The sequence below is a fragment of the Burkholderia sp. MSMB1072 genome, assembly GCF_001524725.1.
In the GTDB taxonomy this organism is placed as follows: domain Bacteria; phylum Pseudomonadota; class Gammaproteobacteria; order Burkholderiales; family Burkholderiaceae; genus Burkholderia.
Window position 1 is genome coordinate 1 of record NZ_LOYC01000045.1, and the last position, 16,790, is coordinate 16,790.

The following is a 16,790-nucleotide window of genomic DNA, read 5'->3' on the forward strand; positions in this document are numbered from 1 at the left end:
GTCGCGTACGGGCTGAGCAGCCCGCAGTCGTCGGCCGGCGAGGTGAACGTCGGCAATCGCCAGATCACGGGGCTCGCAGCAGGCAAGAACGGCACCGACGCGGTGAACGTGTCGCAGCTCGATTCGGTCGCAAACCAGTTGACGACGCTGATCGACCAGCGCACGACCAACCTCGGTGGTTCGTACACGTCGAATCCGACCGGCGGCAACGTGCCGCCAGGGGCGAGCGGGCCGAATTCGTCGGCGGGCGGGTCGGGGGCGGTGGCATCGGGCTCGAACAGCACGGCGGTCGGCAACGGCTCGACGGCATCGGGCAACGGCTCCGCCGCGATCGGCGTGGGTTCGACGGCATCGGGCAACAACTCGACTGCGCTCGGCACGGGCAGCAACGATGGCGGGCGCTCGAACGTGGTCGCGGTCGGCTCGGCGGATTCGGCGCGCCAGGTCGTGAACGTCGCGGCCGGCACGCAGGGCACCGACGCCGTGAACGTGAACCAGTTGAATGCGGTATCGAACCAGTTCACGCAGTCGCTGAACACGGTCAACAACCAGCTCACGCAGATGCAGCAGCAGATCCAGCAGACCGATTCGATGGCCCGCGAGGGGATCGCCGCGACCGCCGCGATGGCGTCGATCCCGCACATGGACCGCGATTCGAACTTCGCGATGGGGGTCGGCACGGCGACGTTCCAGGGCCAGAAGGCCATGGCGGTCGGCATGCAGGCGCGCATCACGGAGAACCTGAAGGCGACGCTGAACGGCGGTTTCGCCGGCAGCCAGCGCGTCGTCGGCGCGGGCATGCTGTATCAGTGGAAGTGATCGCGCGCAGCGGTTCGTTCCGGCACACGGTGCCGGGGCGGGCCGCGCCGAACGCAAACGCATGCGCGTGCGGCCGCGCCGCACGCTGCGCCCATCGCATTCTCGGAGTAATCAAGTGAAAAACATCCATCTTGCACTGCTGGCGTCCGTCGTTTCCCTCGCGGCCTGTTCGAGTGCGTCGGGGCCGACGTACAACGCGTACGAACTGCAGTCGCGCAACGGCATCCGGACGTTCCAGGTCGACTGCCACGGCATCCTGTCGACCGCGAAGACCTGCATGAAGGTCGCGACACGCATGTGCGGCAACGAGCCCGTGCGCCTCGTCGACACCACCACGCCGTACCGCGACGGCGCCGATCCGCATTCGATCGTGTTCCAGTGCGGCGCGGCGCCCGCACCGGCCGCCGCGGCCGTTGCGCCGGCGCCCGCGCCGGTCGAGAAGGTGAGCCTGACCGGCGATGCGTATTTCGCGACCGACTCGGCCGCGCTGACGCCCGCGGCCACCGCCGCGCTCGACACGCTGCTGAACCAGCAGGCCGACCGGCATTTCTCCCGCGTGGAAGTGGACGGCTATACCGACGCGACCGGTTCGGATGCGCACAATCAGGCGCTGTCGAAGCGCCGGGCGGAAGCCGTCGCCGCATACCTGCGCGAGCACGGGCTGAAGGCGGATTCGTTTGCCGCGGCCGGTCATGGGGAAGCCAATCCGGCGGCATCGAACGATACCGCCGAAGGGCGCGCGCGCAATCGTCGCGTGGAAATCTCGCTGCAGAAGTAGGATGCCGCGACCGGGTTGCCGCAAGCGCGGCCGTCGAAGCAGGACGGCTTGCTTGCGGCGATGATGCTCGACGCGGACGACGGCGGCGGGAAAGGGCCGTCGCGGCGTGCGCATGCGGTCCGTCGCATGAACGCCGTCGCCCCACGGCGACGTGCGTCCGGCCTGCGAATCGTTATCCGCACGGGCCGTGAATCGACGCTCAGTGCCTGATCATGCAGACGGCCACGATCTCGTATCCCGGGTCGGCATGCGCGCTTGCGGCTTTCTCCGCTTCGTCGTACGAACTAAAGGATGCGGCATCCTCGATGGCCGGCGCCATGCCGATATCGCCGTCCTCGGCGGTGCACAGGAACAGCTCGCCGGTCTTCACGACGTAGGTGGACATCATGATTCCCTCCATGGTGTGCAGGGGGAAGTTCCAGTCTAGCAGGCGGGAAGGAAGTCGGCGGCAGACGCGAGTCCCGACCGTCAATCGGGGCCGGTTCGTCGATTCGGCCGGCCGCGAAGGGCCGGATTCGCGGCCGTGGGCCGGCGTGGAGCGGCGCGCGCGCGGCGGGAGAGCGCAAAGCCGTGCACAATACGCGCATGCATGCCCCCGATCTCGAGCGCCTTGTCGCCGTCACCATGCCCTTCGGAAAATACAAGGGCCGACTCATTGCCGACCTGCCCGGACCTTACCTCAACTGGCTGGCTCGCGAAGGGTTCCCGCGCGGCGAACTCGGCCGACAGCTCGCGCTCATGCACGAGATCGACCATAACGGCTTGCGGCACCTGCTGGAGCCGCTGCGCAAACCCGCGTAGCACGGCGTCGCGCCCGGGCGGTCGCCCGATTCGCTGACGGCGAGGCGTTTTCGCGCCTTCGCCCGTTCATGGAAAACTGTATGAATATACAGTATAGTATCCGTCGAACCGGGCCGCGCGCAGGTATCCCTTGTCGCGGCCCGCGCCGCGCCTGCGGGCATCCGCCGCAGCGTTCCGGCACCGTGAACTCTGGCTAACTCATTCAGACGGGCAGGCAAATTGTCATCCAGCAATCTGATCCGCATTCGCGGAGCACGTCAGCACAACCTCAAGAATCTCGATCTCGACCTGCGCACCGGCGAAATGACGGTCGTGACCGGCCCGTCGGGCTCGGGCAAGTCGAGTCTCGTGTTCGACACGCTGTACGCGGAGGGCCAGCGGCGCTACGTCGAAACCTTCAGCGCGTACGCGCGCCAGTTCCTCGACCGGATGGATCGCCCGCAGGTCGAGCGCGTCGACGGCGTGCCGCCCGCGATCGCGATCGACCAGACCAACCCGGTTCGCAGCTCGCGATCGACCGTTGGCACGATGACCGAGCTGAACGACCACCTGAAGCTGCTGTACGCGCGCGCGGCCGAGCTGTTCGACCGCAAGACCGCGCGGCAGGTGCGGCACGATACGCCGGAGACGATCTACGCGGAACTCGTCGCGCGTACGCGGGCGGACGATCCGCGCGTCGTCGTCACGTTCCCGGTCGAATTGCCGGAAGCGGTGTCCGACGAGGAAATCGCGCAGTGGCTGTCGGCGAGCGGCTACACGCGCGTGCAGGCGCAGCGCGAAATCGCGTCGCCCACCGGGGCGCGCAAGGTGCTCGACGTGGTGGCCGACCGTTTCCGCGTGCAGCAGGCCGACAAGGTGCGGGTGGTCGAGGCGATCGAGGCGTCGCTCAAGCGCGGCGGCGGCCGCGTGAACGTGTACGTGCTGGCGCCGGAGGCTGAAAACGCGGTCGCCGAGCCGCAGGTGTGGCGCTTCTCCACCGGGTTGCACGATCCCGACAGCGACCTGCGCTACGCGGAGCCGCAAGCGGCGCTGTTCTCGTTCAACTCGGCGTACGGCGCGTGCGAAACCTGTCGCGGCTTCGGCCGCGTGATCGGCGTCGATCTCGGCCTCGTGATCCCCGATGCGCGCAAGACGCTGCGCGGCGGCGCGATCAAGCCGATGCAGACGCCCGCGTGGAAAGAGTGTCAGGACGACCTGATGCGCTACGCGGCGAAGGCCGGCATCCGGCGCGACGTGCCGTGGTCCGAGCTGACGGATGCCGAGCGCGACTGGGTCGTCGACGGCTCGCCGGACTGGAACGGCAAGTGGCAGAGCCAGTGGTACGGCGTGAAGCGCTTCTTCGGCTACCTCGAATCGAAGGCGTACAAGATGCACATCCGCGTGCTGCTGTCGAAATACCGCAGCTACACGCCGTGCGACGTGTGCGGCGGCGCGCGCCTGAAGACGGAATCGCTGCAATGGCGGCTCGGCTCGAAAGAGAATGCCGACGGCGTGCTCGCGCCGGCCGATCGCTTCATGCCGCGCGGCGTCGACTGGAGCCGCGCGCAGCTCGAGGCGCTGCCGGGCCTGACCGTGCACGACCTGATGCTGCTGCCGATCGAGCGCATCCGGCGCTTCTTCGACGAAATCGTGCTGCCGAGCGCGCTGCTCGATGATGCATTGAAGCTGCTGCTCGCCGAGGTGCGCACGCGGCTGAAATACCTGTGCGACGTCGGGCTCGGTTACCTGACGCTCGACCGGCAGAGCCGCACGCTGTCGGGCGGCGAGGTGCAGCGGATCAACCTGACGACGGCGCTCGGCACGTCGCTCACGAAAACCCTGTTCGTGCTCGACGAGCCGAGCATCGGGCTGCATCCGCGCGATCTCACGCGGATCGTCGAGGCGATGCAGCGGCTGCGCGACGCGGGCAACACGCTGGTCGTGGTCGAGCACGATCCGTCGGTGATGCTCGCGGCCGATCGACTGATCGACATGGGCCCCGGCCCGGGCGAACGCGGCGGCACGATCGTGTACGACGGCACGCCGGGCGACATCCGTTCGGCGCACACGCTGACGGGCGAGTATCTCGGCGGCCGCAAGCAGGTCGCGCATGCGTCGAACTGGGCGCGCCGTCCGGTCGATGCGAGCACGCCGCGCATCGTGCTCGAAGGCGCGACCGAGCACAACCTGCGCGACGTCACGGTCGAGATTCCGCTGCAGCGGCTCGTGTGCGTGACGGGCGTATCCGGCTCCGGCAAATCCACGCTGCTGCAGGACGTGCTGTATCCGGCGATGGCGCGGCACCACGGCAAGGCGACCGAGTCGCCGGGCGCGTTCCGCAGCCTGACGGGTGCCGACCAGGTCGGCGACGTCGTGTTCGTCGACCAGTCGCCGATCGGCAAGACCACGCGTTCGAACCCGGCGAGCTACGTCGGCGCGTTCGACGAAATCCGCAAGCTGTTCGCGAAGGCGCCGCTCGCGCTGCAGCGCGGCTACGGCGCCGGCACGTTCAGCTTCAACTCGGGCGACGGCCGTTGCCCGACCTGCGGCGGCTCGGGCTTCGAACACATCGAAATGCAGTTCCTGAGCGACGTCTACCTGCGTTGCCCGGACTGCGACGGCAGCCGCTACCGCGCCGAGATTCTCGAAGTGCGCATCGAGCGCGCGGGCCGCGCGCTGAACGTCGCCGATGTACTCGACCTGACCGTCAGCGAAGCCGCCGCGTTCTTCGCGACCGATGCCGAGGTGCTGCGCGTGCTGCAGCCGATCGTCGACGTCGGCCTCGAATACGTGAAGCTCGGCCAGCCGGTGCCGACGCTGTCGGGCGGCGAGGCGCAGCGCCTGAAGCTCGCCGGCTTCCTCGCCGAGTCGGCGGCGGCAGCCAACGGGCGCCGGGTCGCGACGGAAGAGGCGCGCATCGCGCGCGCGAAGCTGTTCATGTTCGACGAGCCGACCACCGGGCTGCACTTCGACGACATCGCGAAGCTGATGCAGGCGTTCGGCAAGCTGCTCGCAGCCGGCCATTCGCTGATCGTGATCGAGCACAATCTCGACGTGATCCGCGCGGCCGACTGGCTGATCGATCTCGGCCCGGAAGGCGGCGATGGCGGCGGCTTCGTGCTGTGCGCGGGCACGCCCGACGACGTGAAGGCCTGCGCCGGATCGCATACCGGCGTCGCGCTGCTGCAGTACGACCGCGCGATGGACGGCGCAGCGGCGGTTGCCGACGAAGGCGTGCCGCTGCAGGCCGTGCTGAACGCGGCGCGCGCGCGCCGTGCGGTCGAGGGCGAGGACGTCGTGCGGATCGTCAACGCGCGCGAGCACAATCTGAAGTCGCTCGACGTCGACATCCCGCACGGCAAGTTCAACGTGATCACCGGCGTGTCGGGGTCCGGCAAGTCGACGCTCGCGTTCGACATCCTGTTCCACGAAGGCCAGCGCCGCTATCTCGAATCGCTGAACGCGTATGCGCGCTCGATCGTGCAGCCGGCCGGTCGCCCCGAGGTCGACGCGGTGTACGGCATTCCGCCGACCGTCGCGATCGAGCAGCGGCTGTCGCGCGGCGGGCGCAAGAGCACGGTCGCGACCACGTCCGAGGTGTGGCATTTCCTGCGGCTGCTGTATGTGAAGCTCGGCCTGCAGCACTGCATCCACGACGGCACGCCGGTCACGTCGCAATCCGTCGAATCGATCGCCGCGCAACTGCTGCGCGATCATCGCGGCGAACACGTCGGGTTGCTCGCGCCGCTCGTCGTCAACCGCAAGGGCGTGTACACGGATCTCGCGAAGTGGGCGAAGGCGCGCGGCAGCACGCATCTGCGCGTCGACGGCGAGTTCGTCACGGTCGATCCGTGGCCGAAACTCGACCGCTTCCGCGAGCACACGATCGAATTGCCGGTTGCCGATATCGTCGTGTCGCCGGACAACGAAGCCGAGTTGCGGCGCAGGCTCGACGAGACGCTCGAGCTCGGCAAGGGCGTGATGCACCTGCTCGCGCCGCTCGACGGGCTGCACGATGCGATGCGCAACGATCATTCGACCGCCGGGGTCGGCGCGGTCAAGGTACTGTCGGTCAAGCGCGCGTGCCCGGTGTGCGGCACGAGCTATCCGGAGCTCGACCCGCGGATGTTCTCGTACAACAGCAAACACGGCTGGTGCACGACCTGCGTCGGTACCGGCGTCACGCTCACGCGCGAACAGCGCGCCGCGTACGACGACACGGTGCTCGCCGAGGACGGCCGCGGCCGCGAACAGACGCTGCCGTCGGACGAGCAGGAGCCGGAGGGCGTCGGCAACGAGCCGTGCCCGGATTGCGGCGGTACGCGGTTGAACCCGGTCGCGCGCGCGGTCACGTTCGATGCACATCCGATCGTCGAGGTCGCGCAATGGACGGTGTCGGACACGCGCCGCTGGATCGACGCGCTGGAACTCGCCGGACGCGACGCGCAGATCGCGCGCGACATCGTCAGCGAGATCGGCAGCCGCCTCGCGTTTCTCGAGGAAGTCGGGCTCGGCTACCTGAGCCTCGACCGCGCGGCACCGAGCCTGTCGGGCGGCGAAGCGCAGCGTATCCGGCTGGCCGCGCAGCTCGGCAGCAACCTGCAGGGCGTCTGCTACGTGCTCGACGAGCCGACGATCGGCCTGCATCCGCGCGACAACCAGATCCTGCTGGACGCACTGCGCAAGCTCGGCGACAAGGGCAATACGCTGGTCGTCGTCGAGCATGACGAGGACACGATCCGCCGCGCCGATCACATCATCGACGTCGGCCCGGGCGCCGGCAAGCGCGGCGGCACGCTGGTCGCGCAAGGCGCGGTCGCCGATCTCGCCGCGCAGGCCGATTCGGTGACGGGGCGCCTGCTCGCGCAGCCGATGCTGCATCCGCTGCAGCCGCGCCGCAGCGTGAGCCTGCCGGGCAAGAAGGGCGGGGCGGCGGTGCCGGAAGCGTGGCTGACCGTGCATGGCGCCAGGTTGCACAACCTGCGCGACGTCACGGTCGGCATTCCGCTCGCGCGGCTCGTCGCGGTGACGGGCGTCAGCGGGTCGGGCAAGTCGACGCTCGCGCGCGACGTGCTGATGACGAACCTGCTCGACGCGGTCGGCCGCTCGGTGCTGTCGTCGCCGGCCACGCGGCGGGCGCGCAAGGCGGCACAGCAGGACGCGCCGGCTACCGACCGCCGCTCGAGCGTGCTCGCGCGCCGCGCGCCGCGGCCGTCGCTGAACGTCACGCATGCGTGGCAGGGCTGCGAGTCGCTGAGCGGCTGGGAGCAGATCGATCGCGTGCTCGAAGTCGATCAGACGCCGATCGGCAAGACGCCGCGCTCGTGCCCGGCCACCTACATCGGCGTGTGGGACACGATCCGCAAGCTGTTCGCTGATACGCTCGAAGCGCGCGCACGCGGCTATACGGCGTCGCGTTTCTCGTTCAATACCGGCGACGGGCGCTGCCCCGCGTGCGAAGGGCAAGGCGTGCGCACGATCGGCATGAGTTTCCTGCCCGACGTGAAGGTGCCGTGCGACGTGTGCCACGGGCAGCGCTTCAATCCGGAAACGCTCGCCGTCACGTGGCGCGGCCGGAACATCGGCGACGTGCTGACGATGGAGATCGACGAGGCGGTGGAGTTTTTCGCGCCGATCTCGAACATCGCGCATCCGCTGCAGTTGATGAAGGACGTCGGGCTCGGCTATCTGACGCTTGGCCAGCCGTCGCCGACCCTGTCCGGCGGCGAAGCGCAGCGCATCAAGCTCGTCACCGAGCTGACGAAGGTGCGCGACGACATCACGCGACGCGGCCAGAAGGCGCCGCACACGCTGTACGTGCTCGACGAACCGACGGTCGGCCTGCACATGGCGGACGTCGCGAAGCTGATTCGCGTGCTGCACCGGTTGGTGGATGCGGGGCATAGCGTCGTCGTGATCGAGCATGACCTCGACGTGATCGCGGAAGCCGACTGGATCATCGATCTCGGGCCGGAAGGCGGGGTGGGCGGCGGCACGATCGTCGCGGCGGCGCCGCCGGAAGCGCTTGTGCAGGTGAAGGCAAGCCATACCGGGCAGGCGCTGAAGCCGGTGCTGGCGCGAACCGTCACCGAAGGCGCCACCGAAGGCGCCGAAGCGGAACGGCAAGGCGCGGCGCGGGTCGGCTGAGCGCGTTGTATCCGGCGAGCGGCCCCGGTGCCTGGCGAGGCATCGGGGCCGTTCTTGTTTCGTCATGCGTCGCTCATGTCGACGTCGCTCAATTCCCGTTGACGCCGATCGTCTCGATGATGGTTTCCAGTTGCGGGCTCATCGGCAGGTTGAGACTCAAGCCCGACGGAAGCGGACGCAGGAACCAGCGCTTGTACTGGCGCGCGATCTCGCCGTCGGCGGCCAGCTCCTGGAACGTGCTTTTCACGAGCTGGGCGAGCTGCGGATCGTCCTTGCGAAACATGATTCCGTACGGGTCGTAGGACAGGAAGTCGCCCACCACGTCGTACTGGCCGCCCTTGTTCGCGTTCTCGGCGATCAGCCCGTACAGCAGCACGTCGTCCGTCGCGAACGCATCGGCGCTGCCGTTCGCGACGAGCGCGAAGCCTTGCGCATGGTCCGGCACCACCTGTAGCTGGATCCCGAGCCTGAACCGCTCGTTCAGGTCGCGCAGCGCCTTCTCGTTGGTCGTACCGGCCGTCACCGCGACCTTCTTTCCCGCGAGATCGCGGAACGAGCGGACCGGCGCGCCTCGTTTCACCATCACCTTCGTGCCGGCCACGAAGATGATCGGCGAGAACGCCACGCGCTTCTGGCGCTCGAGGTTGCTGGTCGTGGAGCCGCATTCCAGATCGACCTTCCCGCTGACCACCGCGTCGATGCGGTTGTCGGACGTGACCGGCACCCAGCGAATTGTCAGGTTCCGGTTGACCGCATCCTCGATCGACGACACGAGCGCCTTGCACAGCTCGATCGAATAGCCGATCGGCTGGTTGCGCGCGTTCAGGTACGAGAACGGTATCGACGCGTCGCGATAGCCGAGCGCGATCGTGCCGCTGGCGCGCACCTTCGCGAGCGTGCCGGTCAGTTGGGCCGGCGCGACCGGCTCGACGCGCGGCGGCGTCGACGGCGCATCTTCCGCGCGCGCGGTGGTGCCCGTGGCGAGCAGGCCCGCGAGCGCGAGCGCACGCCAGAATCGCTGCATCTTCATCGCCGGGCCTCCGTCAGACTTCCGTCGGATGTGCGATCGTCGCTTCCTGTTCCGCTTCGATGCGCGCCGCGTTGGCTTCGGCGTCCGCTTCCGACAGGAGCTGGCCTTCCCATTTCGCGACCACCGCGCTGGCGATCGAGTTGCCCACCGCGTTCGTAGCCGAGCGGCCCATGTCGAGGAACGTGTCGACGCCGAGAATCAGCAGCAGCCCGGCCTCCGGAAGCCCGAACTGGTGCAGCGTGGCCGCAATCACGACGAGCGATGCGCGCGGCACGCCGGCCATCCCTTTCGACGTCAGCATCAGAACCAGCAGCATCGTGATTTGCGTGCCGAGCGACAGGTGCTGGTTGTACGCCTGCGCGATGAACAGCGACGCGAACGTGCAGTACATCATCGACCCGTCGAGGTTGAACGAATAGCCCATCGGCATCACGAAGCTCGAGATCTTGCGGCGCACGCCGAAACGGTCGAGCGCGTCGAGGATCTTCGGATACGCGGCTTCGGAGCTGGCGGTCGCGAACGACAGCATGAACGCTTCCTTGATCAGCACGAGCAGCTTGAACACGCGAGGGCCGAGGAACAGGAACCCCGCACAGACGAGCAATGCCCAGAGCAGGAACAGGCTGATGTAGAAGTCGCCCATGAACACCGCGAACTTCAGCAGTACCGACAGCCCGTTGACCGCGACGGTGGCGGCCATCGCGGCCATCACCGCGAGCGGCGCGAGCTTCATCACGTAGCCGGTGATCTTGAGCATCACGTGCGACAACTGGTCGATCGCGGCGATCAGGATCTTGCCGCGCTCGCCGAGTGCGGCGAGCGCGACGCCGAAGAACATCGAGAACACGACGATCTGCAGGATTTCGTTGTTCGCCATCGCCTCGGCGATCGATCTCGGCACCATGTGGCCGACGAAATCCTTCAGCGTGAACTTGGACGTCGCGAGGTTCGCGGATGCGCCGATGTCCGGCAGCGGCAGGCCGAGGTTCTCGCCGGGCCGCAGCAGGTTCGCCATCAGCAACCCGAGCAGCAGCGAGACCAGCGACGCGGTGACGAACCAGCCGATCGATTTCGCGAACACGCGCCCGACCGACGCCGCGTCGCCCATGTGCGCGATGCCCACGACCAGCGTGGAGAAGACGAGCGGCCCGATCACCATCTTGATCAGCCGCAGGAACACGTCGGACACGAGCGAGATGTAGCCGGCGATTTCGGCGGCGGCTTTCCTGTCCGGAAAGCTCGTGAAGATCATGTAGCCGATCACGATGCCTGCCGCCATCGCGATCAGGATCCAGACGGCTGCAGCATTCTTTTTTCGCATCGTGAGCCTCCCATGCAGCGGTTTCGCAATCGGGGATGGGAGGACGATACAGGACCAGAATCGCGATGAACAGTGCAACCGGCTCCGGGTTTGCGCTAGCGTCGGATATGTCCGGGTGGGCGACGGCGATTGCGCCGGTGGCGCTTCGTGGCTGCGGCAGCGGGCGCAACCGGATACGGATTGATGCGGCGCAGCAGATCGCCGGTTCGGCGGCCGCCGGAGGGCGGTGGGCAGCGCCGCGCCATTCGCCCTAGTCGTGCGCCCGCGGATCCAGCAGGCTCGTGTTGAAATCGCACGACTGCGCGGCGAGCCGGACGATCTCGGCGATCAACGAATGGGCGCGTTCGGCGCGATGCAGCGCGACGTAGCGAACCGGCGGCAGCGCCGGCTGCGTGCGCACGATCTCCAGCGCGTCGCAAGCGACGAGGTGCGCGACGCATGCCTTCGGCAGATAGCTGACTCCGAGCCCCGACAGCGTCAGGCCGATCTGCGCGAGCAGGCTGTTGCTCGACAGCACGCGCTGAGTCGCGACGCCGTGTTCCTGCAGAAAGCGCGTGTACAGGTGCCCGGTGCCCGACAGGTTTCCCTGCAGGATCAGCGGAAACCGCGCGAGGTCCGTCAACGACAGGGCGGCCCGGGACGTCGGCACGAATCCGGCTGCGCACATCCACGCGTTGTCGACCTCGCCGACCGCCGTCGCCGTGAACGCGTCCGTCGCATGAATCTGCGGGACCACGATCAGATCGATCGTGTCGGCCGCGAGCCGATCGCGCAGCGTCGCGGTCAGGTCCACCTCGGCCTCCACGTGCACGCGCGGATACGCGGCCTGGATCGCCGCGATCAAGCGCGGCAGCCACGTCAGCGCGGTCAGTTCGGTCACGCCGATCCGGACATGCCGCACCAGCGCTTCCTTCGAGCTCATCCGCTCGACCACGCGGTCGCGCTGTTCGAGCAACGCCTTCGCGTGCTCGAACAGCTCCGCGCCCTTGTCGGTGAGCCGCGCGCTGCGATGCGCGCGATCGAACACGGTCAGGTCGAACGTGCGTTCGAGTTCCTGGATCCGCTTCGATACGGCCGACTGCGTCGTGTTCAGGCGCGTCGCCGCGGCGTCGAACGAGCCGAGCTGCACGATCCAGTACAGCGCTTCCATCTGCTTGAACGTCAGCATCGCGAGTCACTCGATAGATGAAGAAAAGCGATATGTTCTCATGTCAAAAAATCGCTTTTTTTACATATTTCGGCTGTTTAAGGTGCTCCCGTGGCGTCGCCGGGCGCGTGCGTTCACCAGAAAACGCGCCGCATCGCACCCATCGCTCAATCGACCCCTCATTCCTGGAGACTGCATGGACACCGTCATCGATTCCCCGCCCGCCGCCGGCGCGGCCCGCAAGCCGCGCGTCGGTCTTGCGTGGCAGATCGTCATCGGCCTCGTCATCGGCATCGCGACCGGGCTCGTGCTGAACCGGTTTCCTCAATTGCGCGACGCCGCCGTGTCCGGATTGCTGCAGCCGGCCGGCGACATCTTCATCAAGCTGGTGCGGATGATCGTCGTGCCGATCGTGTTCACGAGCATGGTGATCGGCATCGCCGGCGTGGGCGACGGCAAGTCGCTCGGCCGTCTCGGCATCAAGACGCTGCTCTATTTCGAAGCGATCACGACGATCGCGATCGTGCTCGGGCTCGTGATCGGCAACGTGTTGCAGCCCGGCGTCGGCACCGACATGTCGCAACTCGGGCACACCGACATCTCCCGTTACCAGCAGGCCACGCAACAGGTGCAGCAGGCGCACCACGGGCTGATGGCGCTGGTGCTCGGCGTCATCCCGGACAACATCGTCGCGTCGATGGCGAAGGGCGACCTGCTGCCGGTGATCTTCTTCTCGCTGCTGTTCGGGCTTGGGCTGCAGTCGGTGCCGGAAGAGCATCGCAAGCCGGTGCTCGCGATGCTCAAGGGCGTCGCCGACGCGATGTTCAAGGTGACGAACATGGTGATGCGCTATGCGCCGGTCGGCGTGTGCGCGCTGATCGCGGTGACCGTCGCGAGCTTCGGCTTCGGATCGCTGCTGCCGCTGCTGAAGCTGGTCGCCGTCACTTACTTCGCCATCCTGCTGTTCGCGATCGCCGTGCTCGGCGTGACCGCGCGGCTGTTCGGGTTCCGCATCCTCACACTGCTGCACGTGATCAAGGACGAACTGATCATCGCGTTCTCGACCTGCAGCTCGGCGACGGTGCTGCCGCAGCTGATGAGGAAGATGGAGGACTACGGCGTGCCGAAGAGCATCACGACGTTCGTGGTGCCGACGGGCTACACGTTCAATCTGGACGGCGCATCGATCTATCTCGGCATCGGCACGCTGTTCGTCGCGCAGCTCTACGGCGTGCACCTCGGCTGGCAGCAGCAGGTGCTGCTGACGCTGACCATGGTCGTCACGTCGAAGGGCGCGGCCGGTGTGCCGGGCTTCATGTTCGTGATCATGCTCGCGACGCTCGCGAGCGCGGGGCTGCCGCTCGAAGGGCTCGCGTTCATTGCCGGCGTCGACCGGATCATGGACATGGGGCGCACCGCGCTGAACGTCGTCGGCAACGCGCTCGCGCCGCTCGTCATCGCGAAATGGGAAGGCCGGTACGACGCGGAAAAGGGCCGCGCGTACGTCGAATCGCTGCGCGGCTGAATGCCGCCATGAACGCCGCCATGCACGCATCGCACAACATTCCGAAGCAAACAGGAGCATCGAAGATGAGCAGTCCCCGTGGAGCATTTTTTCCCGACGCGTTGATGGAGCAGATCAAGTCGCGCTTTCATCACGTCGATCGCGACATCGACGGCCGCGAGCGGCTGTTCTTCGACAACGCGGGCGGGTCGTTCCGGTTGAAGGCCGCGGTCGACGCGTACGCGCGGATCGATGCGCTGCCCGATTGCCCGGAACGCATCCACGCGCGCGCACTCGATCTGCAGGCGATCCAGTCGCGCGGCGAGGACGACGTTCGCACGATCCTGAACGCGCAGGGCGGCAGCGTGTATGCGTCGCTGACTGCATCGGGTGCGATGTTCGACATGGTGCGCGCGATCATGGAAAACGTGCCGGGCACCAATGCGGTGACGACCGTGCTCGAGCATCCGTCGTCCTACGATGCGATGACGTATTACGCGGAACGCACCGGCAAGACGCTGCGCGTCGCGCCGAGCAATCCGGAGACCGGCGGCGTGGACGTCGATGCGATCGTGTCGCTCGTCGATGCGGATACCGCGCTGCTCAGCGTGATGGCGGCGTCGAACATTTCCGGCGCGAAATTCGACATCGAGACGATCGTCGCGCGTGCGCGCGCGAAGAAGCCCGACTTGTTCATCGTCGTCGACGCGGTCCAGCATGCGCCGCACGGGATCATCGATCTGCAGCGCACGCCGGTCGACGGGATCAACTTCGCCCCGTACAAGTTTTTCGGATGCCGCGGCTCGGGCATGTCGTGGCTGTCGCCGCGTGCGGCGGCATTGCCGCATCACCGGCTCGCCGCGAAGGAGACTGGCGTATGGGAACTCGGCAGCCCGGCGCCCGCGCAGTTTGCGGTCGTGTCGGCGATCGTCGATTACGTGGCCTGGATTGGCCGGTATTTCATCGATTCGGATGACCGGCGCACGCTGTTCGTCGAGGGCATGCACCGGATCGAGCTGCATGAGCGCGCGCTGCTCGCCGCGTTGCTCGACGGCTTGCGTGCGATCGACGGCGTCGACGTCTACTGGGATCATGACGATCTGACGCAGCGCGACCTGATCGTCGGGATCGGCTTCGCGCATCTCGAACCGACGCAGGCGGTGCGGGAATACGAGAAGCGCGGTGTGATCGTGTACGAGCGCGTCGCATCGAGCCTGTATTCGGGCCGGATGCTGAAATCGTTCGGGCTCGCCGGCGCGGTGCGGATCTCGCCGCTCCATTGTCATGCGCCGGACGATATCGCACGATTCCTGGCGATAACCGCGGCGCTCGCGGCGCAGCGCTGATCGACGACACGGCCCGGATCGTCCGGGGCGTGTCGCGTTCGTGCCGTCACACCGGCCACGCAACCGGTTGCGGCTACGGGAAGCGGGCCGATCGGCCCGTGTCATTACATGCCGAGCGGGTCGTTGTGCTCGCCGCGCCGGCCGCTAGCGCCGTGGAGCCGGCGAGCGCGCATGACTCGTCGCCCGGCGCGCCGACGACCGTCGGCTACGTCACATCGCACAATCGGCGCAACCGCGGCCCCGCGCAGCACGAACTCAGTGCTGCCCGTACACGGTAATGGTCACCCGTCGGTCTTTCTGCAGGCACGCGATGACGGCCGGCGTTTCGCCGGGCGGACAACGCGAGACCGGTTGCGACGATCCGGCACCGTCAGCCCGAATGCGAGCGGCGTCGATCCCGTGCGTCACCAGGTAGCGTTTCACGGTCTCTGCCCGCGCCAGCGAAAGCGCACGATTGCTTTCTTCCGAGCCGATGCGATCGGTGTGGCCGACCACGTCGATGTTCGTCGCGCCGGCTTCGTCGCGGATTTTTGCAATCGCGGCGTCGAGCTCCGCGCGACCGCCCGGGAGCATCGAATCGAGGCTCGACTGCGCGAACGGAAACAGTGCCTCCCCCTGGATCGTGTACTGCTCGAGGGGGGCCGGCCGGGCGGCGGCTGCCGCCGGCGCCGTGTCCCGCACCCAGTCCGCGCACTGCGGATCACGCCAGTACGTCGCGCTCACGCGCATGTTCTTGTCGAACTGCACCTGGTACTGGCAGGACACCACCTGGTCGCCGCGACGGAAGTCGAACAGGTAGTTCCACACGTGGTTGCCCACGAACCATTCGTGAAAGTGCGGCGGCCCGATCAGATCGTAGAGCTGATCCTTGTTGAGGCCCGTACTGACGTTGCGCAGGTTCGCGACGTTCACGAACGTGCCGCCCGCGGGCGACGCGGACGCCGCGTCCGGAAAGCGGGGCGGCGTGTGGGGCACCGCACATCCCGTCATGGCGACGGCAGTCGCGACGCACGCCGCGAGCAGCACAGCCTGTTGAGTTTTCATGGTTCGCTTGTTGTTCCGTTTCATGTTTCGCATCGAATCACTCGTCCGCTTACCACTGATAGCCGGCGCCGACCACGGCGCCGTACGTGCCGCGCGTGTTGGTCGACACGGCCGCCTTGTAGATCCAGTGGTTGTTCTCCGAAATGGTCGAGATGCCGAGCGCCTGCCCCGACTGGCCGCGGTACACGCTGCCCGCGATCGCGACCATGCTCTTGCCCGGGCCGGACGGCTGCGGCAGACCGGCCACGGCCATCGCCGTCGCCGTGCCGCCGTCCGCGTCGCGGCGATAGCTGTCGAGGCTGTCGCGCAGGCTCGCCACCTGGCCGTCCGTGTAGCTGTTCGCTTGCGACAACGCGCTGCCTACGCTCGCATTCAACTGGTTCACGTTCACCGCGTCGGTGCCTTGCGTGCCGGCCGCGACGTTCACGACCTGGCGCGCCGAATCCGCCGAGCCGACCGCGACCACGTTCGAGCGTCCGCCGTCGTTGCTGCCCGTGCCGAGTGCGGTCGAGTTGTTGCCCGATGCCGTCGAACCCACGCCGATCGCGGTGGAGCCGTTGCCCGATGCGAGCGAACTGTTGCCGACCGCCGTGCTGTTCGAGCCCGATGCCACCGCCCCCGACCCGCCCGCCGACGAATTCGGCCCGGTCGAGCCCGGCGGCACGTTCGCGCCGGTCGGGTTCGTCGTGTACTGCCCGCCGAGGTTGGTCGTGCGCTGGTCGATCAGCGTCGTCAACTGGTTCGCGACCGAATCGAGCTGCGACACGTTCACCGCGTCGGTGCCGTTCTTGCCGGCCGCGAGCCCCGTGATCTGGCGATTGCCGACGTTCACCTCGCCGGCCGACGACTGCGGGCTGCTCAGCCCGTACGCGAC

At 67.5% G+C, this 16,790-nt stretch carries 12 protein-coding genes; 6 read left to right on the forward strand and 6 right to left on the reverse strand.

The features are described from left to right. Positions 1-819, forward strand: an 819-nt coding sequence (locus WS89_RS22980) for a YadA family autotransporter adhesin (RefSeq protein ID WP_179949882.1), incomplete at its 5' end; no start/stop codon positions are given. A gap of 115 nt (positions 820-934) precedes the next feature. Continuing rightward, positions 935-1,597, forward strand: a complete 663-nt coding sequence (locus tag WS89_RS22985) for an OmpA family protein (RefSeq protein WP_059793711.1) — start codon at positions 935-937, stop codon at positions 1,595-1,597. A 199-nt stretch (positions 1,598-1,796) separates the two neighbouring features. Here WS89_RS22985 and WS89_RS22995 read toward each other — a convergent pair whose 3' ends face one another. Continuing rightward, positions 1,797-1,985 (reverse strand): hypothetical protein, encoded by a 189-nt coding sequence (locus tag WS89_RS22995; protein WP_059793724.1) that lies wholly within the window; start codon positions 1,983-1,985, stop codon positions 1,797-1,799. Between the two features lie 197 nt (positions 1,986-2,182). Here WS89_RS22995 and WS89_RS23000 point away from each other — a divergent pair, with 197 nt between their 5' ends. Next, a complete protein-coding gene (locus tag WS89_RS23000) occupies positions 2,183-2,398 on the forward strand; it encodes a DUF3820 family protein (RefSeq protein WP_059504060.1) in 216 nt (71 codons plus the stop codon). Between the two features lie 219 nt (positions 2,399-2,617). After that, positions 2,618-8,524: an excinuclease ABC subunit UvrA gene (uvrA, locus tag WS89_RS23005; RefSeq protein ID WP_059793713.1), complete on the forward strand. Its 5,907-nt coding sequence runs from the start codon at positions 2,618-2,620 to the stop codon at positions 8,522-8,524. A gap of 88 nt (positions 8,525-8,612) precedes the next feature. Here the strand turns inward: uvrA and WS89_RS23010 are convergent, their stop codons facing one another. The 3 genes from WS89_RS23010 to WS89_RS23020 all read right to left on the reverse strand — a co-directional run bounded on the left by WS89_RS23010 (position 8,613) and on the right by WS89_RS23020 (position 12,043). After that, a complete protein-coding gene (locus WS89_RS23010) occupies positions 8,613-9,554 on the reverse strand; it encodes an amino acid ABC transporter substrate-binding protein (protein ID WP_059793715.1) in 942 nt (313 codons plus the stop codon). Positions 9,555-9,567: 13 nt separating this feature from the next. Continuing rightward, positions 9,568-10,875: a dicarboxylate/amino acid:cation symporter gene (locus WS89_RS23015; RefSeq protein WP_059793716.1), complete on the reverse strand. Its 1,308-nt coding sequence runs from the start codon at positions 10,873-10,875 to the stop codon at positions 9,568-9,570. A gap of 250 nt (positions 10,876-11,125) precedes the next feature. Continuing rightward, a complete protein-coding gene (locus tag WS89_RS23020; RefSeq protein WP_059793718.1) occupies positions 11,126-12,043 on the reverse strand; it encodes a LysR family transcriptional regulator in 918 nt (305 codons plus the stop codon). 175 nt (positions 12,044-12,218) lie between these two features. Between WS89_RS23020 and gltP the strand changes: the two genes are divergently transcribed. Beyond that, positions 12,219-13,547 carry a glutamate/aspartate:proton symporter GltP gene (gltP, locus tag WS89_RS23025; protein ID WP_059793720.1) on the forward strand — a complete coding sequence of 443 codons (1,329 nt, stop codon included), beginning with the start codon at positions 12,219-12,221 and terminating at the stop codon, positions 13,545-13,547. Positions 13,548-13,612: 65 nt separating this feature from the next. Next, a complete protein-coding gene (locus WS89_RS23030; RefSeq protein ID WP_059793726.1) occupies positions 13,613-14,872 on the forward strand; it encodes an aminotransferase class V-fold PLP-dependent enzyme in 1,260 nt (419 codons plus the stop codon). Between the two features lie 255 nt (positions 14,873-15,127). Here WS89_RS23030 and WS89_RS23035 read toward each other — a convergent pair whose 3' ends face one another. Together WS89_RS23035 and WS89_RS34940 are read right to left on the reverse strand one after the other, a co-directional pair. Next, positions 15,128-15,949 carry an OmpA family protein gene (locus WS89_RS23035; protein ID WP_059793722.1) on the reverse strand — a complete coding sequence of 274 codons (822 nt, stop codon included), beginning with the start codon at positions 15,947-15,949 and terminating at the stop codon, positions 15,128-15,130. A gap of 16 nt (positions 15,950-15,965) precedes the next feature. Beyond that, on the reverse strand, positions 15,966-16,790 hold an 825-nt coding region (locus WS89_RS34940; RefSeq protein ID WP_179949883.1), incomplete at its 5' end, for a YadA family autotransporter adhesin.